Below are 24,032 nucleotides of genomic sequence, written 5' to 3'. Positions count from 1 at the left end.
AAGGGCGCCGCGACCGAGGTCGCGGCGCCCTTCCTGCTTCTGCCCGGAACGGTGTCGGATCAGGCGATCGTCAGAGCCTCGCGGAGCAGCTTCGCCTGCTCGGCGGCATGCACCTTCGACGACCCGGTCGCCGGCGATGCGGACGCGGCGCGTGCGATCGGGCGGAACGAGCGGTCGCCTGGCACGTCGGCGAAGGCCAGGGCCAGGAACGGCCAGGCGCCCTGGTTCTCCGGCTCCTCCTGCACCCACACCAGCTCGGCGTTCGGGTAGGAGTCGGTGACGGTCTTGAGGGCGTCGATCGGCGTCGGATAGAGCTGCTCGAGCCGAACGAGCGCGATCTCAGGATTCGGGTTCTTCTCCAGCTCGGAACGCAGATCCCAGTGCACCTTGCCCGAGTGCACGAGCACGCGCTTGACGGCGTTGCGATCGAGGTCGCGACCGTCGTCGATCACGGGCTCGAAACGGCCCTTCGTGAATGCCTCGACCGGGCTGGTCGCACCGCGCAGACGCAGCATGGCCTTCGGGGTGAAGACGATGAGCGGCTTGCGGGGGCGCGCGTAGGCCTGGCGGCGCAGCAGGTGGAAGTACGACGCGGGCGTCGACGGACGAGCGACGATCATGTTGTCCTGGGCGCAGAGCTGCAGGAAGCGCTCCATCCGCGCGGACGAGTGATCGGGTCCCTGACCCTCGTAGCCGTGGGGGAGCAGCAGCGTGACGCTGGACTGCTGACCCCACTTCTGCTCCGCGGCGGAGATGTACTCATCGATGACCGACTGGGCGCCGTTGACGAAATCGCCGAACTGCGCCTCCCACAGCACCAGCGCCTCCGGGGCCTCGACCGAGTACCCGTACTCGAACCCGAGCGCGGCGTACTCGCTGAGCAGCGAGTCGTAGACGAAGAAGCGCCCCTGCGAGTCGGAGAGGTTCGACAGCGGCAGCCACTCCTGGCCGTTCGCGCGGTCGTGCAGTGTCGCGTGGCGCTGCACGAAGGTGCCGCGTCGCGAGTCCTGGCCGGCGAGGCGCACGGGCGTGCCCTCGACGAGCAGCGAGCCGAACGCCAGCAGCTCGCCGAAACCCCAGTCGATGTTGCCGTTGCGGCTCATGTCGAGGCGCTTCTCGAGCTGCTGCTGCAGCTTGGGGTGCACCGTGAAGCCCTCGGGCTTGTTGACGAACGCGTCGCCGATGAGCTGGATGACCTCGTTGGAGACGCCGGTCACCTCGGGCTCACCGACCTGTTCCTCGACCGGCGCCTGCTCCGACACGACCGGGGTCGCGCCGGTCTCGGCGGCGTGGGTCTCGGCGAACGCGATCTCGAGCCGGTTCTGGAAGTCCGCCTTCGCCTGGTCGTACTCCTCCTCGGTGATGTCGCCGCGGCCGACGAGGGATTCGGTGTAGAGCTTGCGCACCGAGCGCTTGGCCTGGATGAGGTCGGTCATGAGCGGCTGCGTCATCGAGGGGTCGTCGCCCTCGTTGTGACCGCGGCGGCGGTAGCAGACGAGGTCGATCACGACGTCGCGGTGGAACCGCTCGCGGTACTCGAAGGCGAGCTGCGCGACGTGGATGACGGCCTCGGGGTCGTCACCGTTCACATGCAGGACGGGCGCCTGGATGGTCTTGGCGACATCGGTGGCGTACACCGAGGTGCGCGAGTCGTTCGGGAGCGTCGTGAAGCCGACCTGGTTGTTCACGACGACGTGGACGGTGCCGCCCGTACGGTATCCGCGAAGCTGCGACATCTGCAGCGTCTCGACGACCACGCCCTGGCCGGCGAACGCCGCGTCGCCGTGCACGAGGATCGGCAGCCAGGTGAAGGTGCCGATCGGCTTGCGGTCCTGCTTGGCACGCACGATGCCCTCGAGAACGCCGTCGACGGTCTCGAGGTGCGAGGGGTTGGCGGCGAGGTAGACGGGGAGCTCGGATCCGTCGTCGGCGACGAAGGTGCCTTCGGTGCCGAGGTGGTACTTGACGTCGCCCGACCCGCGCTGGTTGCCGGGGGTCTGGGTACCCTCGAACTCCTGGAAGACCTGACCGTAGGTCTTCCCGGCGATGTTCGTCAGCACGTTGAGGCGTCCGCGGTGGGCCATGCCGATCGCGGCGCCCTCGAGGCCGGCCGTCGCCGCCCCCTGGAGGATCTCGTCGAGCAGCGGAACCAGCGACTCGCCGCCCTCGAGCGAGAAGCGCTTCTGGCCGACGAACTTCGTCTGCAGGAACGTCTCGAAGGCCTCGGCCTCGTTCAGCTTGCGCAGCACGCGCAGCTGCTCGTCGTGGCCGGGCTTCTGGTACTTGACCTCGACCTTCTCCTGGAACCACCGGCGCTGCTCCGGGTCCTGGATGTGCATGTACTCGATGCCGAGGGTGCGGCAGTACGAGTCGCGGAGCACGCCGAGGATGTCGCGGAGCTTGGCGACGCGGCGTCCGCCGAAGCCTCCGGTGACGAACTCGCGGTCGAGGTCCCAGAAGGTGAGTCCGTGGCTCTCGATCTCGAGGTCGGGGTGCGAGCGCTGCACGTACTCGAGCGGGTCGATGTCGGCCATCAGGTGACCGCGCACGCGGTAGGAGTTGATGAGCTCCTGCACCCGGGACTGCTTGTCGACGCGCTCGGCGAGGTCGACGGCGATGTCGGGGTTCCAGCGGATGGGGGAGTACGGGATGCGGAGTGCGGCGAAGATGTCGTCGTAGAAGCCGCGCTGTCCGATCAGGAGCTCGTGCACCTTCTTCAGGAACTCGCCGGAGCCGGCACCCTGGATGACGCGGTGGTCGTACGTGCTGGTGAGTGTGATCGTCTTGCCGATCGCGAGCTCGTTGAGCGTCTTCGGGCTGGCACCCTGGAACTCCGCCGGGTATTCGAGGGCGCCGGCGCCGATGATGCAGCCCTGGCCCTTCATGAGACGCGGCACCGAGTGAACCGTGCCGATCCCGCCGGGGTTGGTGAGCGAGACCGTGGTGCCCTGGAAATCGGTCGCGGTCAGCTTGTTGTTGCGAGCCCGGGTGACGAGGTCCTCGTAGGCGGTGAGGTACTCGGAGAAGGTCATGGTGTCGGCGCGCTTGATGCTCGGGACCATGAGGGCGCGGGTGCCGTCAGGCTTGGGCAGGTCGATCGCGATGCCGAGGTTCACGTGCGCAGGTGCGACGACAGAGGGCTTGCCGTCGATCTCGGCGTAGAAGACGTTCTGGCTGCGGAACTCGTCGAGGGTGCGGATGAGCGCCCAGCCGATGAGGTGGGTGAAGCTGATCTTGCCGCCGCGCGTGCGCGCCATGTGGTTGTTGATGACGATGCGGTTGTCGATCATCAGCTTGGCGGGGATGGTGCGGACGCTGGTCGCGGTCGGGACGGTCAGGGACTCGTCCATGTTGGCGGCGAGGGTCTTGGGCAGTCCGCGGAGCGGAGTGACCTTGTCCTCTTCCGCCGCGTCCTCGGCATCCTTGGTCGCCGGCTTCGGGGCCTGAGCGGGGATCGGCGCCGCCGCTGCGGGCTTCGCAGTCGTCCGCGCGACGGGCTGAGCGCCGATCACGGGGATGGGTGCCGTCACCGGGTGTGTCGTCGGCGCAGCCTCGGGCGTCGCGGGCGCCGTGCCGGACCCGGCATCCGAGTGGTACTTCTCCAGGATCGGCCACCACTCCTTGTCGACGGAGTCGCGGTTGACCTTGAACTGCTCGTAGAGCTCTTCCACGAGCCAGGAATTGGCTCCGAACCCCCCGTCGCCGCTGACGCCGGTCACCTGGTTCGACACGCTCGATCGCCCTCTTTCATCGCTGAATTCCACGTGTGCGCATCAGGACGTCAGGATGCGTCCGGGCCCGCACACTCTCGACCATCAAGCCTAACGTGTTTCCGCGGAGGATCGTCCAGGCAAGGGCCCCGCGTCCGACCGATCCGGATACCGTGGACTCATGGAGTTCTCCGGTGCATCCCCCTCAGTCGATCTGACCTACTCGGACGTCTTCCTCGTGCCGCGTCGTTCGGCCGTCACGAGCCGCCTCCAGGTCGATCTCGCGCCGCTGGACGGGACGCCGGCGACGCTGCCGCTCGTGGCGTCGAACATGAACTCGGTCACCGGTCCCCGGCTCGCTGCGGTGCTCGCGCGGCGCGGCGGTCTCGGCGTGCTCCCGCAGGATCTGCCCCTGCAGGAGCTCGACGCGGCCATCCGCGACGTGAAGGCGCAGCCGGTGCTGTGGGACACTCCCGTCGTCCTGCCGCCGGAGGCATCCGTCTCGGACGCGCTGCGCCTGTTCCCCGCGGCTCCAGGACACGGGGTCGTCGTCGCGAGAGGCGACGCGCCGTACGACGCGGACCGGATCCTCGGCATCCTCCCGGCAGCCCGGCTCGCGACCGCACTGCCCGACGCGCAGCTCGGAGACCTCGTGCACGCAGGCACGCCGTCGATCGACGCCGACGACATCGGCTCCGGTCGGCACGCCTTCGACGTGATCACCGAGGCGGACGTCGAGATGGTCACCGTGACCAGGCACGGACACCTGGTCGGCACCCTGAGCGCGCGCAGCGCACTGCGCTCGACCCTGTACGGCCCCGCCGTCGACACGGACGGCCGCCTCGCGGTCGCCGCCGCCGTGGGGATCAACGGCGATGTCGCGGCCAAGGCGCGCGCGCTCGCCGCAGCGGGTGTCGACGTGCTCGTCGTCGACACCGCGCACGGCCACCAGGAGGGGATGCTGCACGCGCTGCGTGCCGTGGCCGACCTCGACCTCGGCATCCCGATCGTGGCGGGCAACATCGTCACCGCCGACGGCGTCCGCGACCTCGTCGATGCGGGCGCATCCATCCTCAAGGTCGGCGTCGGGCCGGGGGCGATGTGCACGACGCGCATGATGACCGCCGTCGGTCGCCCGCAGTTCTCGGCGGTGCTGGAGACGGCAGAGGCCGCTCGCGGACTCGGCGCGCACGTGTGGGCGGACGGGGGAGTGCGCTACCCGCGCGACGTCGCGCTCGCGCTCGCCGCCGGCGCGGCATCCGTCATGATCGGCTCGTGGTTCGCCGGCACGATCGAGGCGCCGGGCGAGCTGCAGTCGGACGCCGAGGGTCGCGTGTTCAAGGAATCGTGGGGCATGGCGTCGACCAAGGCGGTGCAGGCGCGCTTCGGGCGTCTCGACGCCTACGAGCGGGCGCGCAAGGAGCTGTTCGCCGAGGGCATCTCCTCGTCGAAGATCTACCTCGACCCGCTGCGCCCGGGCGTCGAGGACCTGCTCGACATGATCACGTCGGGAGTTCGCTCCTCCTTCACGTATGCCGGCGCATCGTCGGTGCCCGAGTTCCATGAGAGGGCGCTCGTCGGCCTGCAGTCGGCGGCCGGATACGAGGAGGGCAAGGCTCTTCCCGTCAGCTGGTGACAGCCCGTCGATGAGCTGGATCCCGTATGATTCTGCTCACTATGGACGACCCTCCCAGTTGCAGTACCTCGCCCCACCGCCCGCCTCTCATTCGTGAGGGGAACCTGTGATGGATTACATCCTGCTGGGCGTGGGGCTCCTCCTCACGATCGGTACCGGACTGTTCGTCGCGAGCGAGTTCGCACTGGTCAACCTCGACCGTGCCGAGCTCGAGGCCCGTCAGGCTCGGGGTGAGAGCCGTCTGGCCATGACGATCGGCGCGCTGCGGCACACCTCCACGCATCTGTCGGCCGCGCAGCTCGGCATCACCCTGACGACCCTGCTGACCGGGTACACGATGGAGCCGGCGATCTCGAACATGCTGCGGCCGACGCTCCTCGCCTGGAGCTTCCCCGAGGCGACCGTGGCGCCGATCGCCACGGTCGTCGCGATGCTGGTCGCCACCGCGCTGTCGATGATCCTCGGCGAGCTCGTGCCCAAGAACTTCGCCCTCGCGCTGCCGAGGCAGACGGCCAAGCTCGTCGTGCCGTTCCAGGTCGCCTTCACCACGGTCTTCAAGCCGGCGGTCGTCGTGCTCAACGGCTCGGCGAACGGCGTGCTGCGCGGCATGGGCATCGAGCCGAAGGAGGAACTCTCCGGCGCGCGCACCGCGGAGGAGCTCTCCTCGCTCGTGCGCCGTTCGGCCAGCGCCGGCGTGCTCGAAGCCGACACGGCGACCCTGCTCGACCGCACGCTGACCTTCTCCCGCCTCACCGCGGCCGACGTGATGACGGCGCGGCCGAGCATGCACGCGATCGACGCCGCCGACCCGGCCGACGAGGTGCTGAGGATGGCGCGTCGGACGGGCCACAGCCGTTTCCCCGTCTACGGCGAGGATCTCGACGACATCACCGGCGTCGTGCACCTGAAGGCGGCCATCTCAGTGCCCCGCGATCGCCGGGCCGAGGTGCCCGCCGGCGCGCTGGCCACCGAGCCGCTGCGGGTGCCGGAGACGGCGCACGTCGACGGACTCGTCGCCGAGCTCCGGGCCCGCGGCTACCAGCTCGCGGTCGTCGTCGACGAGTACGGAGGCACAGCGGGCCTCGTCACTCTGGAGGATCTCGTCGAGGAGATCGTCGGCGAGGTCTCGGACGAGCACGACCGCACGCGCGCGGGCGTCATCACCGGCCGCGACGGCATCACGTTCCCGGGCGAGCTGCGACCGGACGAGCTCCGGCGCCGCGCCGGCGTCGACGTCCCCGAGGGCGATGTCTATGACACCGTCGGCGGCTACGTGATGAGCGTCCTCGAGAGGGTGCCGGTCGTCGGAGACGAGGTCCCGCTCGACACCGGCACGCTGCACGTCGTGAGGATGGACGGACGCCGCGTCGACCGCATCCGCTACGTGCCCGGCACGACCGACGGCGAGGGTGAGGTGACTCGATGAGCGACTGGGCAGGACTCGCATGGCTCGTGGTGCTCCTCGTCGCCAACGCCTTCTTCGTCGGCGCGGAGTTCGCCGTGATCTCCGCCCGGCGCTCGCAGATCGAGCCGCGTGCCGAGCAGGGCTCCCGCTCCGCGAAGACCGCGCTGTACGCCATGGAGCACGCCACGCTCATGCTGGCGACCTCGCAGCTCGGCATCACGATCTGCTCGCTGCTGATCCTGAACGTGTCGGAGCCGGCTATCCACCATCTGCTCGCCGCTCCGCTGCACGCGATCGGATGGTCGGATGCCGTCGTCGACACGGTGTCGTTCGCGATCGCGCTCCTGATCGTCTCCTTCCTGCACGTCGTGTTCGGCGAGATGGTGCCGAAGAACCTCGCGTTCTCGGTTCCCGACCGGGCGGTGCTGCTGCTGGCCCCGCCGCTCGTGTGGGTGTCGAAGGCGTTCATGCCCGTGATCTGGGTGCTGAACGCCGCGGCGAACGGCGTGCTGCGTCTGTTCCGCGTCGAGCCGAAGAACGAGGCCGCGTCGACCTTCACGCTCGACGAGGTCGCGACGATCGTCGACCAGTCCCGGCGCGAAGGCGTGCTCATGGACGCCGCCGGCGCGGTCGCCGCGGCGGTGGAGTTCACCGACAAGAAGGCCAGGGACGTCGCGGTGCCGCTCGGCGATCTCGTGACGCTGCCGCAGACGACCACGCCGGACGACATCGAGAAGGCCGTCGCCCGCTACGGGTTCTCCCGGTACGTGATCGTCGACGAGGAGGACGCGCCGGTCGGGTACGTGCACCTGAAGGACATCCTGCGCGCGTCGGACGGTCCGGATGCCGAGGCGAAGCTGTTCGAGCCGCTTCCCGCCAAGCGGATCCACCACATGGTGCCCGTGCAGGAGGACACCGATCTCGAGGACGCGCTCGCCGTGATGCGCCGAGCCGGCCGTCACCTCGCGAAGGTGCGCGACGCTCAGGGGCGCACGACGGCCGTGCTCTTCCTCGAGGACATCCTGGAGGAGCTCGTCGGAGAGGTGCAGGACGCCACGCGGCGCGTACGCGGGCACTGAGATGCACCGACGGCGGCCCTCCGGATCATCCGATCCGGAGGGCCGCTCTCACGGGGACGGTGCCTCAGCGCCAGCGCGCCCGCTCGTACTGCGGAGGCCAGGCGACATCGGCGCCGAGCTCATGCGCCGCCCGCAGACCGAAGTGCGGGTCGCGCAGCCACTCGCGTCCGGCGAAGATCGCATCGGCTGAGCCCTCGGCGAGTACCTGCTCGGCCTGCTCCGCCGCGGTGATGAGACCGACCGCCGATACGGGGATGCGCCCGCCCTGCCGAACGGTCTCGGCGAGCGGCACCTGGTACCCGGGGTGCACGGTGATCTGCTGGTGCGCGACGAGCCCGCCGCTGGACACGTCGATCAGGTCGGCGCCGTGCTCGGTCGCCCAGGCCGCGACCGTCGCGGCCTCGTCCGGCGTGAAGCCGCCGTCGGCGTGGTCCGTGGCGGAGATGCGCACGAAGAGCGGCACGCCGTCTCCCACCTCGATGCGCACGGCGTCGATGGTCCGCAGCAGCAGGCCTGCCCGGTTCTCGAGTGATCCTCCGTAGTCGTCGGTGCGCTCGTTCGAGAGCGGGGAGAGGAACTGGTGCAGGAGGTACCCGTGCGCGCCGTGCAGTTCGAGCACATCGAAGCCCGCGTCGACCGCGCGACGAGCCGCAGCGACGAAGCCGTCGACGACCGCGTCGACGCCGGACTCGTCGAGCTCGATCGGCGCGGCGTAGCCGTCGAAGGCGATCGGTGAGGGCGCGGTCGTGACCCAGCCGCCCTCGTCGACCGGCACGGAGCCGCGTTCGGCGGCCCACGGCCACCAGGTCGAGGCCTTGCGGCCCGCATGGGCGAGCTGCACGCCCGCCGCAGCGCCGCGCGCGTGGATCGCGTCGACGATCGGCGCCCACGCATCGCGCTGCTCATCGGTCCAGAGCCCGGCATCCCGCGGAGAGATGCGACCCTCGGGGACGACGGCCGTCGCCTCGGCGATGACGAGTCCCGCACCGCCGGAGGCGAACTGGGCGAGGTGCGAACGATGCCATTCCTGCACGACGCCGTCGACGGCGCTGTACATGCACATCGGCGAGACCCAGAGGCGGTTGCGGACGGTGACGGAACGGAAGGTCACGGGGGAGAAGAGGATGCTCACCCCACAACGCTACGGCGCTCGGAGGCGGGCGCGGGTCGCCGCACTAACGTGGAGTCATGTCCGAAGCCCGTGAATGGTCCCGCAGCGACACCGCTCGATTCCTGCGGGTGCCCGGCCCCGATGACGACAAGTACACACGGGGAGTGGTCGGTCTGCGCACCGGGTCTCCCGCCTACCCCGGCGCTGCGGTGCTGGGGGTCGAGGCCGCGTGGCGTACGGGGGCCGGATTCGTGCGCTACATCGGCGAGGGTCGAGCGGCCGACGCCGTGCTGGCCCGGCGGCCCGAGACCGTGGTCAGTCCGCACGCGGTCGGGGCGCGAGTGGGGGCATGGGTCATCGGGTCGGGGACGGATGCCGCGTCCCGCACAGTGGAGGAAGGGCACGAGCTGCGACAGATCCTCGCGGGGGAGGACGCGGTCGTCGTCGACGCGGGTGCGCTGGATCTCGCGGCCGACGTCGCGACGGCATCCGCGATGCGTGCGCCGATGCTGCTCACGCCGCACGGTCGAGAGTTCGCCCGCCTGCAGGAGCGTCTGGGCGTCGACGAGGATGCCGACCGGGAGGGCGTCGCGACGGCCGTGGCCGAGGCCGTCGGCGCTGTCGTGCTGCTGAAGGGCGCGCGCACGCTCATCGCCCGTCCCGACGGACCAGCCGTCGCCGTCGAGGCGGGTACGGGATGGCTGTCCACGGCAGGTACGGGCGATGTCCTGGGCGGAGTCCTCGGTGCTCTCCTCGCCGCGAATCCGGACGCCCACATCGCCGACATCGCGGCAGCCGGGGCATGGCTCCACGGTCAGGCCGCGCGACGGGCCGCAGGAGTCCACGACGGTGCGCCGGGGCATCCCATAGTCGCACTCGACGTCGCGCACGCCCTGCCCGGCGTCATCGCGGAACTCCTGGCATGAGCCGAGGGGGGTCAGCGCAGGCCGTGCTGCTCTGGACGGCGTTCCTCGCCGCGCACGCCGTGACCGCCGTCACCGGCTGGCTGTACCCGAGCCAGCCGATGGGCGACGTCGTGCTCGTGTACGAGCCGTGGGCCTCGGCGGCGCTCTCGGGCGGACCGATCGTCGGGGTCACCGAGACGTGGGTGTATCCGCAGCTCGCGCTGTTGCCGATGATCGCCGCGAAGCTGCTCGCGGCTCCGCTCGTCGGAGCGGTGGGGACGTCGGCCGCCTATCTGGTGGCGTGGGCGGCGCTCGTCACCGTGCTCGATGCGATCGCCTTCGCCGTGCTGGTCGGACGGTCACCCTCGCGCGCGCGCCGTACCGGAGCGTGGTTCTGGGTCGCGGCGCTCCTGCTGCTCGGCCCGATCGCGCTGTACCGGATCGACGCGATCACGGTGCCGATCGCCGTGATCGGCGGCCTCTGGCTGTCGCGCCGCCCCGCCGCCGCCGCGCTGCTCACGATCGGCGCCTGGATCAAGATCTGGCCGGGGGCGCTCCTCGCAGCGGCGATCGTCGCCGCGACCACCCGCATGCGGATGCTGCTCACGGCGGCAGGCGTCTCCGCAGCGGTCGTCGGCGTGCTTTTTCTGCTGGGCGCCGATTCGGAGATCTTCGGCTTCGTCACGGAGCAGGCGGGGCGCGGGCTGCAGATCGAGGCGGTGGCCGCGACGCCGTTCCTGTGGCTCGCGGTCGCCGGTACGGCGCGCATCGAGTACAGCTTCGAGATCCTCACGTTCCAGATCGCCGCGCCAGGTGCGGATGCCGTCGGCGCGGTGCTGACACCGCTCATGGTGGTGATCGCAGCGGTCATCCTGCTGGTCGGATCGATCAAGGCGACGCGTGGTGCATCCCTCTCCCGCCTCCTGCCGCCCCTGGCGCTGTCGCTCGTGACGACGCTGATCGTCCTCAACAAGGTCGGCTCGCCGCAGTTCCAGACCTGGCTGATCGCCCCCGTGCTGCTCTGGCTGATCCTCGACCGTGCCAGGGCGACGGCTCCCGCCGTGATCGTGCTCGCACTGTGCGCGCTCACCTGCCTCGTGTATCCGCTGAACTACGACGCCCTGCTGCGCGCCGAACTGCTGCCCGTGCTCGTGCTCACCCTGCGCAACCTGCTTCTCGTCATCCTGCTCGCCGTCGGCATCCGCGCCCTCGTGCGTGTGCCCGCTCACAGACCGTCCACCATCAGGGAGTGAACCCATGCTGATCGCCTTCTCCGTCGCCCCGAGCGGCGACCCCGCCGACGGATCGACCCGGTCCGACGCCTCCGTGCACGACGCGGTCGCCGCCGCGGTGCGAGTCGTCCGCGAATCCGGGCTGCCCCACCGCACCACGAGCATGTTCACCGAGATCGAGGGCCCGGACTGGGACACCGTCATGGACGTGGTCAAGCGGGCGACCGAGGCCGTCATGCCGTTCGGGTCTCGAGTCTCACTCGTGCTGAAGGCCGACATCCGGCCCGGGTATTCCGGTGAGCTCGATGCGAAGATCGAGCGGCTCGAGGCGGCCATGGACGACGCGGACGGCTGAGCGGCGATCCGTCGTCAGTCGTGGAGTCGCGCACCCTTCGTGATGCGGTCCACGGCGTTGCGCGGACCGCGCAGGGCGATGCCGACCAGATCGAGCTCGTCGGATCCGACCGCGGCGACCGCGGCACGGTTCGCGGCATCGTGGCCCGTGTCGAACAGCTGGCGGGTGTACACCGCGACGGCCATATCGTCGCGGGACGAGGCCTTGGCCCTCGCGATGCGCAGGAGGTCGGTCGGCGCCGTCATGACCACCACGGGCTGCCGCAGCATCGGCAGATACTCGACGCCGTCGGCGTCCCGATACGGCTCGCCCGTGAGGTCACGGGCGCTCACGGTGATGCCCGAGGTCAGGAAGGCGGTCACGTTCAGCTCCTGCCATGCGGTGAGCCGGTCGTCGAGCAGCACCACGATCTTGGTGTCGAAACGGACGGCGGCATCGTGGTCGACGGAGGTCGCGGAGGGATCGGTCATTCCTCCAGCATCCCGAGTCCGTCGCCGCGCCGTCTTGTACGTTTGTTGCGTGGACGACGTCCGAGCGTGGCACCCGGCGGTTCCGGGCATTCGGGAGGTCTATCACGCGACGTTCCAGCACGCCTATCCGATGCACGCGCACGACGGCTGGGCGGTGATGCTCGTCGACGAGGGAGCGGTCTCGTACGGCCTTCACCGCTCCTCGCACATCGCCGCGCCGCGCGCCCTGACTCTGCTGCCGCCCGGAATCCCGCACGACGGACGCTCGGCGGTCGCCGGTCGTCCCTATCGGAAACGCGTCGTCTACCTCGACGGCGACTGGCTGCCGACCAGGGCGCAGTCGCTCTCCGTCGCGCAGCCGACTCTCGCCGATCCGGCGGTGCTGGCGGCGATCCGCCGCGTCCACGGGGCCCTCGCCGCTCCGGGTGATCTTCTGGCCGCCGAGCACTGGATGCTGTCGGTGCGGCGACTCGTGCTCGCGCAACTGGGTACGCCGAGCACGGAGCGGAACGACTCCCCGCTCGCTCGGAGACTGCGCGCGGAGCTCGACGACCGCTTCGCCGAGACGTTCACGCTCGCAGAGGTCGCGGCCGCGTTCGGAGTGCACCCCAGTCACCTCATCCGCGTGTTCTCGCAGACATACGGCCTCGCTCCGCACCAGTACGTCGTAAGCCGACGTATCGACCTCGCCCGTCGCCTCCTCGTCGACGGGGTTCCGCCCGCGACAGCGGCGGCTCGTTCGGGATTCCACGACCAATCGCACCTGAACCGTCACTTCCGCCGGGTGCTCGGCACCACTCCCGGGGCCTTCGCTCCCTCTCGCAGCCGCTAAGCTGAACCGGTGAATCCCTCGACTGAATCGAGGGGTGCGGCGAAGTGGGCGCTCCTCTCCCTCGCCATCGGCAGCTTCGGCATCGGCATGACCGAGTTCGTCGTCATGGGCCTGCTCCCGAACATCGCCGCCGAACTGCTCCCGACGCTCTGGGCATCGAGCCCCGAAGACGCGCTGAGCCAGGCCGGCTGGCTGATCTCGCTGTACGCCCTGGGCGTCGTGGTGGGGGCTCCGACCATCGCCGGCTTCGTCGCGCGGTTCCCCCGGCACCGCGTGATCATCGCCCTGGCGATAGCACTGACCGTCTTCAACGCGCTCACGGTGGTTCTGCCGACCTTCGAGCTCGTGGGCGTCTCCCGGTTCCTCGCCGGGCTCCCGCACGGCGCGTACTTCGGAATCGGCGCGCTCATCGCCGCCGATGTCATGGGCCCGGGCAACCGGGCCAAGGGTGTGGCGTTCATCCTCACGGGTCTGACCGTGGCGAACGTGGTGGGCGTGCCGCTCGGCACCTTCCTCGGGCAGCAGTGGGGGTGGCGCGCGGCGTTCGGCGTCGTCGCCCTGGTCTTCGCGATCGCGACGGTGTGCATCCTGCTGTTCGTGCCGGAGCACCCGGGTACGCCCGGACGCACCATGCGCCAGGAACTCGGCGTCTTCCGCATCCCCCAGGTGTGGTTCACGCTCGGCATCGGCGCGATCGGCTTCGGCGGGTTCTTCGCCGTGTACAGCTACATCGCCCCGCTCGTGACGGAGGTCGCCGAATCGCCGGAGTGGGTGGTGCCGATCGTGCTCGTGCTGATGGGCGTCGGCATGACCGTCGGCAATCTCGTGGGCGGGCACCTCGCCGACATCGATCTGCGCCGCACGCTGCTGTGGGGTCTCGCGGTGATGGCGGGCGTGTTCGCGCTGCTCGCGCTGTTGTCGTTCTGGATCGTCTCTCTCGCTGCGCTCGTGCTCGTCGTCGGCCTGGTGTCGGCGGCGCTCAGCCCGACGATCCAGACGCGGCTCATGGATGTCGCGGGCGACAACCAGTCGATCGCCGCCGCGATCAACCACTCCGCGCTCAACATCGGCAACAGCCTCGGCGCCTTCCTCGGCGGCGTCGTGATCGCCGCGGGGTGGGGATTCACCGCACCGTCGTGGACGGGAGCAGTCCTGGCCGTGGCCGGACTGCTCATCGCGCTCGTCGCGTACCGCGCCGAGGCGCGACGCCCCGCGCTGGTCGCCTGAGCGGGCGCCCGGCTCCTGAAGCGGTGGCGCCACCCGTTCGCGACCCCGCCCGTAGAGTGACGGGATGACCGATCTCGATGACCTTCCCGTCGCGGGCACCGTCGTGCTGCTGCGACCGGGAGCGCCCGCCGACCGTATCGCCGGCGGGCCCGAGGTACTCCTCATGCGCCGCCCCGGCCGCGGATCCTTCGCCGGTGCCTGGGTCTTCCCGGGCGGCAAGGTCGAGGAGCGCGACCGTCTACCCGGCGACGACGAGGTCGACCAGGCGCGTCGCGCGGGTATCCGGGAGACGCGGGAGGAGGTCGGTCTCGTCGCCGGAGAGGCCGTCGCCCTCTCGCTGTGGCAGCCGCCGCCCGAGGCGCCCGTGCGGATCAGGACCTGGTTCTTCCTCGCAGAAGCGCCGGATGGTGAGCTGCGGCTCTCCGCCGACGAGGTCGTCGACGCGCAATGGGTGACTCCCGGTCAGGCACTCGCGCGTCATGCGACGGGGGAGTGGACACTTTTCCCGCCCACGTGGATGACCCTGCACCACCTGAGCGCGGCCGACTCCGTCGACCAGGCGCTCGCCACGGCAGGCGCAGTGCGGCAGTTCTCGACGCGCGTTCTTCCGGGGGAGGGCGGTGCGGTCTTCGCCTGGGACGACCTGCGCCTCGACACGACGGCACTGCCCTGGACGCTCGGCGGAGGGTGACGGCGACTGCGAGCGTCACGCCGCGAGCAGACGGCGCAGGTGCGTTCCCACGGCCTGCGTCTCGATGAGGAAGCCGTCGTGACCGAAGTCGCTCACGAGGACGACGGCCTCATCCCCGTCGAGCGTGTTCGGGATGCCGCGGGCGATACGGTGCTGTCCGTCGACGGGGAACAGGCGGTCGCTGTCGATGCCGAGCACCAGTGTGCGCGCCGTCACGGCCGCGAGCGCCGCTTCGACGCCGCCGCGATCACGACCCACGTCGTGCGAGTTCATGGCCTCGACGAGCGTGATGTAGCTGTTCGCGTCGAACCGCCGCGTGAACTTGTTGCCGTGGAAGTCGAGGTACGACTCGACGGCGAACCGCCCGCCGTGCCCCAGCGGTGAGACGTCGGACTGCCACGAGCGCTGGAACCGCTGATTCAGCTCGATCGGGCTCCGGTAGTTCAGCAGAGCCATGCGCCGGGCGAGCGCGAGCCCCCGGTGGGGCCCGTCGCCATCGGAGAGGTCGTAGTACTCGCCGCTCAGGTAACGCGGGTCCATGCGGATCGTCTCCAGCTGAACCGTGTTCAGCGCGATCTGGTCGGCAGTGGTCACCGGGGGCGATGACAGCACCGCGAGCCGCTCCACGCGCTCGGGGTGGGTGGCAGCCCACTCGAGAGCGTGCATACCGCCCATCGATCCGCCGATCACCGCGGCCCATGCGTCGATCCCCAGCGCGTCTGCAAGGCGCACCTGGGCCGCGACCTGGTCGCGGATCGTCAGATACGGAAAGCGCGACGCCCACTCGATGCCGCGCGGACCGATGCTCGCGGGGCCGGTCGACCCCTGGCATCCGCCCAGCATGTTGGGGGCGATGACGAACCAGCGGTCGGTGTCGAGCGGCGCGCCGGGGCCGACGACGTCCTCCCACCACCCCGCGGTCGGATGGCCGGCGCCGGCTTCGCCGCGCACGTGACTGTCGCCCGTCAGCGCGTGCAGCACGAGGATCGCATTGTCTCGGGCGGCGTTGAGCTCTCCCCACGACTCGAAGGCCAGGCGGATGCCGGGCAGCTCGGCCCCGCTCTCGGTGCGGAACGCGCCGAAGGAGGCGAAGCGGCGACCGCCGAGGGGGTCTCCGTCGCGCCAGGCGCCGGTCGCGGGCGGTCGCGCGCGGAGCAGCCGGACGTCGGCCTCCGTCACGGGTGCGGAGGGCACCGTGTCTTCGGAGGTCGTCTGCCAGTCCATGACTCCATTCTCCAGTGACGGGCCCGGCGTCGACGGAACGTTACGTCACCCGGGAGCGTCGTCGCGCGGACCGCGCTCGACGCGGGAGGATCGTCAGAGGCCGAATGTGGTCACGGTGGCCAGATGGTCGCTCTCGCCCGCCCGCACCGTGCCCGACGACACGACGTCGAGGCCCCGCGCGAACACCTGGTCGATGCGGGTGAGGGGCAACGCTGCCGGCCAGGTGAAGCCGAGGGTGCCGTCGGTCGGCCTGACCCAGTCGAGGTGCGCGCGCAGGGCACCCAGAGCAGGGTCCGCCGACGCCGCGTTGAAGTCGCCGACCGCGACGACGGAGGGTGCGCCGTCTTCGGAGACCGCGTCGGCGAGATTCGCGAGCATGGTGTCGCGGCCCTGCTGCTGACCTGGGCGGACAGAGTCGGCGTGCAGCACGTACACGGCGACCTCGGCGTCCGGCGTCTGCACCGTCACGCGCAAGGCGCGCTTCCAGTCGAGGCCCAGGGTGAGCGCGTCCGCGCTCGTCAGCGGGTAGCGGCTCCACACCCCGACGGTCCCGACGGCGTACGAGTGCGGGTACCGCTCGTCGAGCGCCGAACGGGCTGCATCGAGACTGTCTCCGTCGAGCTCGATGAGCGCGATGACGTCGGGCGACGAGGCGGCGACCTGCTTCGCCGACGATGCAGCGCCGCCCGAGTGCGCACGCACGTTCTGACTCCCGACGGTCAGGGTGGGCCCGTCGGCCGTCGCAGCGAATCCGGGAGCCGACGGCGCGAGGGCGAGCAGCCAGACGAGAACGGGGACGAGCAGGAGCAGCAGCGTCCGGCGGGCGCGCACGAACGCGAACACGACGAGTGACGCGAGCACGAGTCCCAGCCACGGGAGGACGACGGATGCCGCGGTGCCGACGACGCCCGGAATCCACACCGCGACGGTCGCGAGCAGCGCCGCCGCCGCCGTGACGGCGATGATCCGGGCGGCTGTCCGCCGCCGAGAGCAGACGACGGTCGGCGCTGTGACGTCGGTCATGGTGCTCCTCCGGGCGGGGATCTCCATTCTCGACGTTCACTGCTGTGCGCCGGCCGAACGCAGAAGCGCCCCGGGAGAGGCCCGGGGCGCTTCTGTCGAGCACGCGAGGTCAGGCGCGAGCCGCCTCCGACACCCGACGGGCTGCCGCCAGGGCCTGATCGAGGTCGGCCTTGAGGTCGTCGATGTTCTCGATGCCGACCGACAGGCGCACCAGGCCGGGCGTGACGCCGGCGGTGAGCTGCTGCTCGGGGGTCAGCTGCGCGTGCGTGGTCGAGGCCGGGTGGATGACGAGCGAGCGCACGTCGCCGATGTTGGCGAGGTGGCTGAAGAGCGACAGGCTGTTCACGAACTCGCGACCCGCCTCGACACCCCCCTTGAGCTCGAACGACAGCACGGCTCCGACACCCTTCGGCGCGTACCGGTTCGCCGCTGCGTACCAGGGCGAGGAGGGCAGGCCGGAGTAGTTGACGCTCGCGACGTCGTCGCGGCCGTCGAGCCACTCGGCGATCTCCTGGGCGTTCTGCACGTGGCGCTCGATGCGCAGAGACAGCGTCTCGATGCCCTGGATGAGGTTCCATGCGCTCTGCGGAGCGATCGACGAGCCGAGATCGCGCAGCAGCTGCACTCGGGCCTTGATGATGTACGCGAGCGGGTCTCCGACCGCGGTGGTGTAGCTCGCACCGTGGTACGAGGGGTCAGGCTCCGTGAGGCCGGGGAACTTCTCGACGTTCTTCGACCACTCGAACGTGCCGCCGTCGATGATGACGCCGCCGATGGTGGTGCCGTGTCCACCGAGGAACTTCGTCACCGAGTGCACGACGATGTCGGCGCCGTGCTCGAAGGGACGGATCAGGTACGGGGTGGCGATCGTGTTGTCGACGATCAGCGGCACGCCAGCCTCGTGGGCCACGTCGGCGACGGTGCGGATGTCGAGGATGTTGATCTGCGGGTTGCCGATCGTCTCGGCGAAGAACAGCTTCGTGTTCGGCCGGACCGCGCGACGCCACTCCTCGGGGTCGTCCTGGTTCTCGACGAAGGTGACCTCGATGCCGAGCTTCGCGAGCGTGTACTTGAAGAGGTTGTACGTGCCGCCGTAGATCGAGCTGGAGGAGACGATGTGGTCGCCGGCCTGGGCGATGTTCAGCACCGCGAACGTCGACGCCGCCTGGCCGCTGGAGAGCACGAGGGCGCCGGTGCCCCCTTCGAGGGCCGCGAGGCGCTGCTCCAGGACGTCCTGGGTCGGGTTCTGGATGCGGGTGTAGATGTTGCCGAACTCCGCGAGCGCGAAGAGGTTCGCCGCGTGGTCCGCGCTGTCGAACACGTACGACGTGGTCTGGTAGATCGGCGTCGCACGAGCCTTGGTGACCGGATCGGGCGCTGCGCCGGAGTGGATCTGCTTGGTTTCGAAACGCCAGGTCTCGGGTGCGGACATGTGTTCCCCCTGGAACGGTCGGAAGGTCGGTGCGGCTGATGCCTTGCAGCGACAGTACGGAATATCGCTCGATGTCAACAAGAACCGGGACATGTGACGTAACAGTCTGCGCCCGCGTTTTCCCGCGTCCCATCGCTCGGAACATCGTACGGTGGAGGGCATGGCGAACAGGCGTGCAGTGGTCACAGGGGCGAGCTCGGGAATCGGGGAGGCCACGGTGCGCGCGCTGCGGTCGCGGGGGTGGGATGTCGTCGGCGTGGCCCGCCGCGAGAACCGGCTCGCGACGCTCGTGGCAGAAACGGGCGCTTCCGCGATCGCGTGCGATCTCACGGACGGGGACGCGGTGACGGCCCTGGTGGAGGAGCTCGACGCCACCGGCCCGGTGCACGCCCTCGTTCAGATCGCGGGCGGTGCCCGCGGCACCGACCGCGTCGAGGACGGATCCGTCGCCGACTGGCAGTGGATGTATGACGCGAACGTGCTGTCGAGCCAGCGTCTGGTCGCAGGGCTCCTGCCGCTCCTGCGCCGAGCGGCGGCCGCCGACGGACACGCCGACACGCTCTTCGTGACCTCGACCGCCGCGCAGGTGGCGTATCCGGGCGGCGCCGGCTACAACGCCGCTAAGGCCGCGGAGTCGATGCTCGTGCACGCGCTGCGCCTCGAGCTCAACGGCGAGCCGATCCGTGTCTCCGAGGTCGCGCCCGGACTCGTGCACACCGAGGAGTTCACGCTCAATCGCCTCGGCGGCGACAACGCGGCCGCGGAGGCCGTGTATTCGGGCGTCGAGCAGCCGCTCCTCGCCGAAGACGTCGCCGACGTCATCGCCTACGCCCTCGACGCACCCGGTCACGTGAACCTGGACCTCATCACGATGCGGCCGGTCGCGCAGTCGGCCAATCATCTGCTGGCCCGCGGGCCGCTCCGCGTGCGCGCGGTCGACGAATCGTGACCGCGCGCAGCCTCGCCGAGCTTTCGGCCGACGGCGCCATCGATGCAGGCTGGGCGAAGGCCCTTGCGCCCGAGCAGGACACGATCACCGCGCTGGGTCAGCGGCTGCGCGGCGAGCAGGCGGAGGGGCGCGGTTACCTCCCCTCGGGTGGCGATGTGCTCCGGGCGTTCCAGCGTCCGCTCAGCGAGGTGAGGGTGCTCATCACCGGCCAGGACCCGTACCCGACACCCGGGCACCCGATCGGCCTGTCGTTCGCGGTCGAGCGGCACGTGCGCCCGCTGCCGCGGAGCCTCGCGAACATCTATCGCGAGCGCGAGAGCGACCTCGGAATCCCGCCGGCGCCGCACGGCGACCTCACGGCCTGGAGCGACCAGGGGGTGCTGCTGCTCAACAGGGTGCTCACGGTGCGGCCGGGCGAGGCCGCTTCGCATCGCGGCTGGGGCTGGGAGAAGGTCACCGAGCTGGCGATCCGCGCTCTCGTCGCGCGCGACCAGCCGCTCGTCGCGATCCTCTGGGGGAAGGATGCCGCGAATCTGCAGCCGCTCCTCGGCGACACCCCCGTCATCGCCTCCGCGCACCCATCGCCGTTGTCGGCGAGCCGCGGCTTCTTCGGGTCCCGGCCGTTCTCGCGCGCGAATGCGCTGCTCGAGGAGCTCGGCGCCGATCCGGTCGACTGGCGCGTCGAGGGGGAGCGGCCCCTAAGCTGATCGCATGCAGTTCGAGCCGGGGGACCGCCGTCGTGTCCTGCCGCGCCATCTGCGCCCGCAGCAGGCGCCGGACGTCTTCTCGTACAGCATCCGTCCCGCTCGCCCGGCCGATCTGGGTCACGTGCGTGAGATCTACAACCACTTCGTGAGCAACTCCGTGGTGACGCTCGACGAGCGCCGCAGCAGCATCCCGTACTGGCGCGAGAAGTTCGCGCTCCTCGGCAGGCTCGGCCTGCCCTTCCTCGTCGCGGTGTCGCCGTCTGGGGTCGTGCTCGGCTACGCGCTTGCGCAGCCGTGGGCGGGGAAGAACGCCTACCGGTACACGGTCGAGGACTCGATCTACCTCGGTCCGGGCGCGGGCGGCAAAGGGCTGGGGAAGGCGCTGCTGCAGGCGCTCATCGACGCGTGCGAGCAGCTGGGCATCCGCGAGATGGTGGCGGTCATCAGCGACAGCAAGGCCGAGGCGTCCATCAGGTTGCACGAGCGCCTCGGGTTCGTCGAGGCGGGCCGCATGGGTCGGGTCGGCCACAAGTTCGGCCGAGACCTCGGCACGGTCTACATGCGTCGGGCGCTGAAGCCGGCGAAGCGTCGACGGCTCTTCGGAGGAGCAGCCTCGCGCTGACCCCGTGGCATGCCGGGTTCAGGGCTCGGCGTGCGGGATGACCGGGATCGCCGCCAGCAGGGCGCGGGTGTAGTCCTGGGCGGGCCGCAGCAGCACGTCGGCGGTGGCGCCGCGCTCGACGATGCGGCCGCCCTTCATGACGACGACGGTGTCGCAGAGGTTCTGCACCACGCCGATGTCGTGCGAGACGAGCAGCAGCGTGAGGTCGGTCGTCCGGCGCAGCTCGACCAGCAACTCGAGGATCTGCGCCCGTACCGTGACGTCGAGGGCTGAGAGCGGTTCGTCGCCGACGAGTATCCGCGGTCGGTGCACGATGGCACGGGCGAGCGCGATGCGCTGGCGCTGACCGCCGGAGAACTCGTGCGGGTACCGGTCGGCCATCTCGGGCTCCAGCCCCACCTGCACGAGCACCTCCCGTGCCCGCGCCGCGTGATCGCCCTCGATCCCCAGGGCCCACAGTGGCTCGCGGATGATCTGCCCCGCCGTCATCCGAGGATCGAGGGAGGCGTACGGATCCTGGAACACCAGGCCGGTCTCGCGACGCAGCCAGTGGAGCGAGCGCGCGGATGCCGCGGCGTCGACGCGCCTGCCGCCGACCTCGACGGTGCCGGCGGTCGGTGTGTCCAGGCCGAGCAGCAGCCGCACGAGCGTCGACTTGCCCGATCCCGACTCGCCGATGATCCCGACCGACGACCCTTCGGCGATGTCGAGATCGGTGGGTGCCAGCGCCGTCTGCCTGCGCGTCCGCTCGAAGGCGGAGCGCTTGGGGACCGCGAAGTCGCGGCTCAGACCGCGTGCCTCGATCAGACTCATCCGGCTCCTCCGTTCGGACGCCACAGGGTCGTTGTGGCGTCTCGCACCAGCCCCTGGGTGATCGGCGAGGTCGGTGCGCTGAGCAGCGTGGCGACCGGCGCCTGTTCGACGACGCGCCCGTGCTCCAGCACGACGCCGTGCGTCGCCACCTGCGCGAGGACGGCGAGATCGTGGGTGATGAACACCAGCGACATGCCCTGGTCGGTCACGAGCGACAGCAGCAGCGTCAGGATCTCGGCCTGGATGGTCACGTCGAGCGCCGTGGTCGGCTCGTCTGCGATGAGCAGGCGCGGCCGGCACGCGAGCGCCATGGCGATGGCGACGCGCTGTCGCTGTCCGCCGGAGAGCTGGTGCGGGTAGCGGCCTGTGATGGACGCGGGGTCGGGCAGGTGCACCCGGGCCGCCTCCTGCACCGCGCGCTCGCGCGCCTCCCTCCGACCTATGCCCTCGTGGATGCGGATCGACTCGGCGATCTGTCTGCCGACGGTCCTGATCGGATTCAGCGCGGTGCGGGGCTCCTGGAAGACGATGCCGATCTCGTCGCCGCGCAGACGTGCGAGCTCGCGATCCGGCATCCCGATCAGCTCCGTGCCGTTCCACCGGACGCTGCCGCTCGCGGTCGCGCCCTCGGGGAGCAGCCCGAGGACGGCCAGGGCGGTGAGCGACTTGCCCGAACCGGACTCGCCGATCAGGCCGACTCGTGCGCCGTCCGGTACCGCGAAGGACACGCCGTCGACCACCCGGCGTCCATCGATCTCGATGACGAGATCCTCGACCTCGAGGCTCATGCGACCACCGCCGGAGTGTGCGTCTCGGCCGCTCGATGCCGCAGGGTCGGGTCGGTGGCCTCGCGCAGACCGTCGCCGAGGAGGTTGAGCGCGAGCACCGTGATCGTGATCGCGAGTCCCGGCCAGACCACCGAGAGCGGATGCACGCCGATGTAGCGCTGCAGATCGGAGAGCAGCAGACCCCAGCTGGGCTCGACGACCGAGGCTCCGAAGCCCAGGTACGACAGACCCGCTTCCGCGAGCACCGCGACGGCCATCGACCACGAGAGCTGGACGATGAAGACCGGCGCGACGTTCGGCAGCAGGTGCCGGACGAGGCTCTGACCGGTTGTGAGCCCGGAGGCCCGCGCCGCGAGGATGAAGTCGCTCTGCTGCACGCGGCGCAGCTCGGGGCGAGTGACACGGGCGATGTTGACGCCGAAACCGATACCGACCGACCAGATGACGACCCAGAGGGAGCCGCCCCAGACCGAGGAGATCATCATGGCGATGAGCAGCACGGGGAAGGCGATGAGAATGTCGACGAGCACGGCCACCGCCTCCCTCAGCCAGCGGGACGTGAGAGCGCCCAGCGCCGCGAGGGCGATGCCGACCACGGTCGCCACGAGCCCGGCGCCGACGCTCACGAAGACCGTGGTGCGCGCCCCCGCCATCAGCAGGCTGAGGATGTCGCGACCGGTGTCGTCGGTGCCGAGCAGATGCGGCCAGCTCGGCGTCGCCCAGCGCGACCGCAGATCGGAGTCCTGGGGATCGAACGGCGTCCAGAAGAGCGAGACGACGGCGGTGACGGCGATCAGCGCGACCACGATCACCCCGAAGCGTCCCGTGGCGCTGCGCCAGAGCCGGGCGGACCAGTCCGACATCAGGCCTCCCTCTGCCGCGGATCGATGGCGCGGTGCACGAGGTCGACCACGAATCCGACGACGAGCACGAATCCGGTGAGGACCAGCAGCTCGCTCTGCACCTTGATGAGGTCGCGCGTGCCGACGTCGGTGACGAGCATGCGACCGATGCCCGGGAGGGTGAACAGCTGCTCGATGACGACCGAGCCCACGATGATCCCTGCCACCTGCAGGCCGAGCACCGTCACGATCGAGAGCCCCACGGCCGGGATGCCGTGCGAGACGAGCGCTCGCGTGCGGGTCAGGCCCTTCGCGGCGGCCGTTCGCACGAAGTCCTGGCCGGCGGCCTGGAGGGTGGCGCTGCGGACGAAGCGCATGAGCATGGCACCCTCCACGATGCCGATCGTCAGCGCAGGGAGCAGCAGCGCCTCGATGGCCTTGCCCGGTGTCGTCCAGCCGGTGCGCGGGAAGCCCTGCGGCGGCAGCCATCCGAGCCACACGGAGAACACGACGATCAGCATCATGCCGGCCCAGACCACGGGAACCGCCGCGAGGGCCTGGGCGCCCACGCTGAGCGCGGTCCCGGCCCGTCGACCGCGTCGCAGGGCCGAGAGGATGCCGAAGGGGACGGCGATCAGCACGGCGATGAGCAGCGACAGGATGCCGAGCGGCACCGTCACCTGCGCCTTCTGCGCGAGCTCTTCGCCGACCGAGGCTCCCGAGAGCAGGGACGTCCCGAGGTCGCCGCGGAAGAGACCGCCGATCCACTCCGCATACTGCGCGGGGAGCGGACGGTTGAGCCCGAGCGACTCGCGCAGCGCCTCCACCTCGGCGGGTGAGGCCTGGGTTCCGGCGATCAGCTGCGCGACGTCACCGGGGAACACGCGGAGCGTGAGGAAGATGATGACGCTCGACACGAGGAGCCCTGCGACGAGCAGGGCCCCTCGGACGAGCGTGTAGCGGATCACGGAGTGCGCGT

At 70.4% G+C, this 24,032-nt stretch carries 22 protein-coding genes; 12 read left to right on the top strand and 10 right to left on the bottom strand.

The window, feature by feature from the left end; all coding sequences use genetic code 11:
- Positions 1 to 59: 59 nt before the first annotated feature.
- Positions 60 to 3,731, bottom strand: a complete 3,672-nt coding sequence (locus M3195_RS06130; protein ID WP_251585658.1) for a multifunctional oxoglutarate decarboxylase/oxoglutarate dehydrogenase thiamine pyrophosphate-binding subunit/dihydrolipoyllysine-residue succinyltransferase subunit — start codon at positions 3,729 to 3,731, stop codon at positions 60 to 62.
- A 160-nt stretch (positions 3,732 to 3,891) separates the two neighbouring features.
- Between M3195_RS06130 and M3195_RS06125 the strand changes: the two genes are divergently transcribed.
- The 3 genes from M3195_RS06125 to M3195_RS06115 all read left to right on the top strand — a co-directional run bounded on the left by M3195_RS06125 (position 3,892) and on the right by M3195_RS06115 (position 7,830).
- Positions 3,892 to 5,346: a GuaB1 family IMP dehydrogenase-related protein gene (locus M3195_RS06125; RefSeq protein ID WP_251585657.1), complete on the top strand. Its 1,455-nt coding sequence runs from the start codon at positions 3,892 to 3,894 to the stop codon at positions 5,344 to 5,346.
- A 109-nt stretch (positions 5,347 to 5,455) separates the two neighbouring features.
- Positions 5,456 to 6,772: a hemolysin family protein gene (locus M3195_RS06120; RefSeq protein ID WP_251585656.1), complete on the top strand. Its 1,317-nt coding sequence runs from the start codon at positions 5,456 to 5,458 to the stop codon at positions 6,770 to 6,772.
- The gene (locus tag M3195_RS06115; protein WP_251585655.1) at positions 6,769 to 7,830 is read left to right on the top strand and encodes a hemolysin family protein; all 1,062 of its coding nucleotides are present in this window, start codon (positions 6,769 to 6,771) and stop codon (positions 7,828 to 7,830) included. Before M3195_RS06120 ends, M3195_RS06115 begins: the two co-directional genes overlap by 4 nt.
- Positions 7,831 to 7,894: 64 nt before the next feature.
- Here the strand turns inward: M3195_RS06115 and M3195_RS06110 are convergent, their stop codons facing one another.
- Entirely contained in the window at positions 7,895 to 8,962 is a 1,068-nt protein-coding gene (locus M3195_RS06110) for an NADH:flavin oxidoreductase/NADH oxidase (RefSeq protein ID WP_251585654.1), read from the bottom strand.
- A 56-nt stretch (positions 8,963 to 9,018) separates the two neighbouring features.
- On the opposite strand from M3195_RS06110, the gene M3195_RS06105 reads away from it, so the two are divergent.
- Genes M3195_RS06105 through M3195_RS06095 form a run of 3 tightly spaced genes read left to right on the top strand, consistent with a single transcriptional unit; the run spans position 9,019 to position 11,433 of the window.
- Entirely contained in the window at positions 9,019 to 9,867 is an 849-nt protein-coding gene (locus M3195_RS06105; protein WP_251585653.1) for an ADP-dependent NAD(P)H-hydrate dehydratase, read from the top strand.
- Positions 9,864 to 11,099 carry a hypothetical protein gene (locus M3195_RS06100; protein WP_251585652.1) on the top strand — a complete coding sequence of 412 codons (1,236 nt, stop codon included), beginning with the start codon at positions 9,864 to 9,866 and terminating at the stop codon, positions 11,097 to 11,099. Before M3195_RS06105 ends, M3195_RS06100 begins: the two co-directional genes overlap by 4 nt.
- Before the next feature lie 4 nt (positions 11,100 to 11,103).
- The gene (locus tag M3195_RS06095; protein ID WP_251585651.1) at positions 11,104 to 11,433 is read left to right on the top strand and encodes a thiamine-binding protein; all 330 of its coding nucleotides are present in this window, start codon (positions 11,104 to 11,106) and stop codon (positions 11,431 to 11,433) included.
- A 14-nt stretch (positions 11,434 to 11,447) separates the two neighbouring features.
- Here the strand turns inward: M3195_RS06095 and M3195_RS06090 are convergent, their stop codons facing one another.
- Positions 11,448 to 11,903, bottom strand: a complete 456-nt coding sequence (locus M3195_RS06090) for a DUF2000 domain-containing protein (protein WP_251585650.1) — start codon at positions 11,901 to 11,903, stop codon at positions 11,448 to 11,450.
- A gap of 49 nt (positions 11,904 to 11,952) precedes the next feature.
- On the opposite strand from M3195_RS06090, the gene M3195_RS06085 reads away from it, so the two are divergent.
- The 3 genes from M3195_RS06085 (at position 11,953) to M3195_RS06075 (ending at position 14,653) form a co-directional block, all read left to right on the top strand.
- Positions 11,953 to 12,735 (top strand): helix-turn-helix transcriptional regulator, encoded by a 783-nt coding sequence (locus tag M3195_RS06085; RefSeq protein ID WP_251585649.1) that lies wholly within the window; start codon positions 11,953 to 11,955, stop codon positions 12,733 to 12,735.
- Positions 12,736 to 12,744: 9 nt separating this feature from the next.
- Complete coding sequence (locus M3195_RS06080) at positions 12,745 to 13,962, top strand: MFS transporter (RefSeq protein WP_251585648.1); 1,218 nt, start codon at positions 12,745 to 12,747, stop codon at positions 13,960 to 13,962.
- Between the two features lie 64 nt (positions 13,963 to 14,026).
- Positions 14,027 to 14,653, top strand: a complete 627-nt coding sequence (locus M3195_RS06075) for an NUDIX hydrolase (RefSeq protein ID WP_251585647.1) — start codon at positions 14,027 to 14,029, stop codon at positions 14,651 to 14,653.
- 15 nt (positions 14,654 to 14,668) lie between these two features.
- On the opposite strand, the gene metX is transcribed toward M3195_RS06075, so the two are convergent.
- From metX to M3195_RS06060, 3 genes are all read right to left on the bottom strand, one after another.
- Positions 14,669 to 15,877 (bottom strand): homoserine O-acetyltransferase MetX, encoded by a 1,209-nt coding sequence (metX, locus tag M3195_RS06070; protein ID WP_251585646.1) that lies wholly within the window; start codon positions 15,875 to 15,877, stop codon positions 14,669 to 14,671.
- A 93-nt stretch (positions 15,878 to 15,970) separates the two neighbouring features.
- Positions 15,971 to 16,900 carry an endonuclease/exonuclease/phosphatase family protein gene (locus M3195_RS06065; RefSeq protein WP_251585645.1) on the bottom strand — a complete coding sequence of 310 codons (930 nt, stop codon included), beginning with the start codon at positions 16,898 to 16,900 and terminating at the stop codon, positions 15,971 to 15,973.
- A 109-nt stretch (positions 16,901 to 17,009) separates the two neighbouring features.
- Positions 17,010 to 18,332 (bottom strand): bifunctional o-acetylhomoserine/o-acetylserine sulfhydrylase, encoded by a 1,323-nt coding sequence (locus M3195_RS06060; protein ID WP_251585644.1) that lies wholly within the window; start codon positions 18,330 to 18,332, stop codon positions 17,010 to 17,012.
- Between the two features lie 160 nt (positions 18,333 to 18,492).
- Here M3195_RS06060 and M3195_RS06055 point away from each other — a divergent pair, with 160 nt between their 5' ends.
- The 3 genes from M3195_RS06055 to M3195_RS06045 are packed head-to-tail and all read left to right on the top strand — an operon-like array spanning position 18,493 to position 20,610.
- The gene (locus tag M3195_RS06055; protein ID WP_251585643.1) at positions 18,493 to 19,281 is read left to right on the top strand and encodes an SDR family oxidoreductase; all 789 of its coding nucleotides are present in this window, start codon (positions 18,493 to 18,495) and stop codon (positions 19,279 to 19,281) included.
- Positions 19,278 to 19,988 (top strand): uracil-DNA glycosylase, encoded by a 711-nt coding sequence (locus tag M3195_RS06050; RefSeq protein ID WP_251585642.1) that lies wholly within the window; start codon positions 19,278 to 19,280, stop codon positions 19,986 to 19,988. The genes M3195_RS06055 and M3195_RS06050 overlap by 4 nt, the downstream gene beginning before the upstream one ends.
- A 4-nt stretch (positions 19,989 to 19,992) precedes the next feature.
- Entirely contained in the window at positions 19,993 to 20,610 is a 618-nt protein-coding gene (locus M3195_RS06045) for a GNAT family N-acetyltransferase (RefSeq protein WP_251585641.1), read from the top strand.
- 18 nt (positions 20,611 to 20,628) lie between these two features.
- Here M3195_RS06045 and M3195_RS06040 read toward each other — a convergent pair whose 3' ends face one another.
- The 4 genes from M3195_RS06040 to M3195_RS06025 are packed head-to-tail and all read right to left on the bottom strand — an operon-like array spanning position 20,629 to position 24,021.
- Positions 20,629 to 21,423, bottom strand: coding sequence for an ABC transporter ATP-binding protein (locus tag M3195_RS06040; RefSeq protein ID WP_251585640.1), 795 nt, complete (start codon positions 21,421 to 21,423; stop codon positions 20,629 to 20,631).
- Positions 21,420 to 22,211, bottom strand: a complete 792-nt coding sequence (locus M3195_RS06035; protein WP_251585639.1) for an ATP-binding cassette domain-containing protein — start codon at positions 22,209 to 22,211, stop codon at positions 21,420 to 21,422. The genes M3195_RS06040 and M3195_RS06035 overlap by 4 nt, the downstream gene beginning before the upstream one ends.
- Positions 22,208 to 23,074, bottom strand: a complete 867-nt coding sequence (locus M3195_RS06030) for an ABC transporter permease (protein WP_251585638.1) — start codon at positions 23,072 to 23,074, stop codon at positions 22,208 to 22,210. Before M3195_RS06030 ends, M3195_RS06035 begins: the two co-directional genes overlap by 4 nt.
- Complete coding sequence (locus M3195_RS06025) at positions 23,074 to 24,021, bottom strand: ABC transporter permease (protein ID WP_251585637.1); 948 nt, start codon at positions 24,019 to 24,021, stop codon at positions 23,074 to 23,076. The genes M3195_RS06030 and M3195_RS06025 overlap by 1 nt, the downstream gene beginning before the upstream one ends.
- Positions 24,022 to 24,032: the final 11 nt, after the last annotated feature.

The organism is Microbacterium hydrocarbonoxydans (assembly GCF_023715885.1).
Classification (GTDB): Bacteria; Actinomycetota; Actinomycetes; order Actinomycetales; family Microbacteriaceae; genus Microbacterium; species Microbacterium hydrocarbonoxydans_C.
This window is presented reverse-complemented; position numbering and strand designations above follow the sequence as displayed.

Excerpts from the sequence above, each read along its gene's own strand:
- M3195_RS06125 (WP_251585657.1), top strand. The coding sequence starts at position 3,892 with ATGGAGTTCTCCGGTGCATCCCCCTCAGTCGATCTGACCTACTCGGAC.
- M3195_RS06120 (WP_251585656.1), top strand. The coding sequence starts at position 5,456 with ATGGATTACATCCTGCTGGGCGTGGGGCTCCTCCTCACGATCGGTACC.
- M3195_RS06115 (WP_251585655.1), top strand. The coding sequence starts at position 6,769 with ATGAGCGACTGGGCAGGACTCGCATGGCTCGTGGTGCTCCTCGTCGCC.
- M3195_RS06105 (WP_251585653.1), top strand. The coding sequence starts at position 9,019 with ATGTCCGAAGCCCGTGAATGGTCCCGCAGCGACACCGCTCGATTCCTG.
- M3195_RS06100 (WP_251585652.1), top strand. The coding sequence starts at position 9,864 with ATGAGCCGAGGGGGGTCAGCGCAGGCCGTGCTGCTCTGGACGGCGTTC.
- M3195_RS06095 (WP_251585651.1), top strand. The coding sequence starts at position 11,104 with ATGCTGATCGCCTTCTCCGTCGCCCCGAGCGGCGACCCCGCCGACGGA.
- M3195_RS06090 (WP_251585650.1), bottom strand. The coding sequence starts at position 11,903 with ATGACCGATCCCTCCGCGACCTCCGTCGACCACGATGCCGCCGTCCGT.
- M3195_RS06075 (WP_251585647.1), top strand. The coding sequence starts at position 14,027 with ATGACCGATCTCGATGACCTTCCCGTCGCGGGCACCGTCGTGCTGCTG.
- metX (WP_251585646.1), bottom strand. The coding sequence starts at position 15,877 with ATGGACTGGCAGACGACCTCCGAAGACACGGTGCCCTCCGCACCCGTG.
- M3195_RS06065 (WP_251585645.1), bottom strand. The coding sequence starts at position 16,900 with ATGACCGACGTCACAGCGCCGACCGTCGTCTGCTCTCGGCGGCGGACA.
- M3195_RS06060 (WP_251585644.1), bottom strand. The coding sequence starts at position 18,332 with ATGTCCGCACCCGAGACCTGGCGTTTCGAAACCAAGCAGATCCACTCC.
- M3195_RS06055 (WP_251585643.1), top strand. The coding sequence starts at position 18,493 with ATGGCGAACAGGCGTGCAGTGGTCACAGGGGCGAGCTCGGGAATCGGG.
- M3195_RS06045 (WP_251585641.1), top strand. The coding sequence starts at position 19,993 with ATGCAGTTCGAGCCGGGGGACCGCCGTCGTGTCCTGCCGCGCCATCTG.
- M3195_RS06040 (WP_251585640.1), bottom strand. The coding sequence starts at position 21,423 with ATGAGTCTGATCGAGGCACGCGGTCTGAGCCGCGACTTCGCGGTCCCC.
- M3195_RS06035 (WP_251585639.1), bottom strand. The coding sequence starts at position 22,211 with ATGAGCCTCGAGGTCGAGGATCTCGTCATCGAGATCGATGGACGCCGG.
- M3195_RS06030 (WP_251585638.1), bottom strand. The coding sequence starts at position 23,074 with ATGTCGGACTGGTCCGCCCGGCTCTGGCGCAGCGCCACGGGACGCTTC.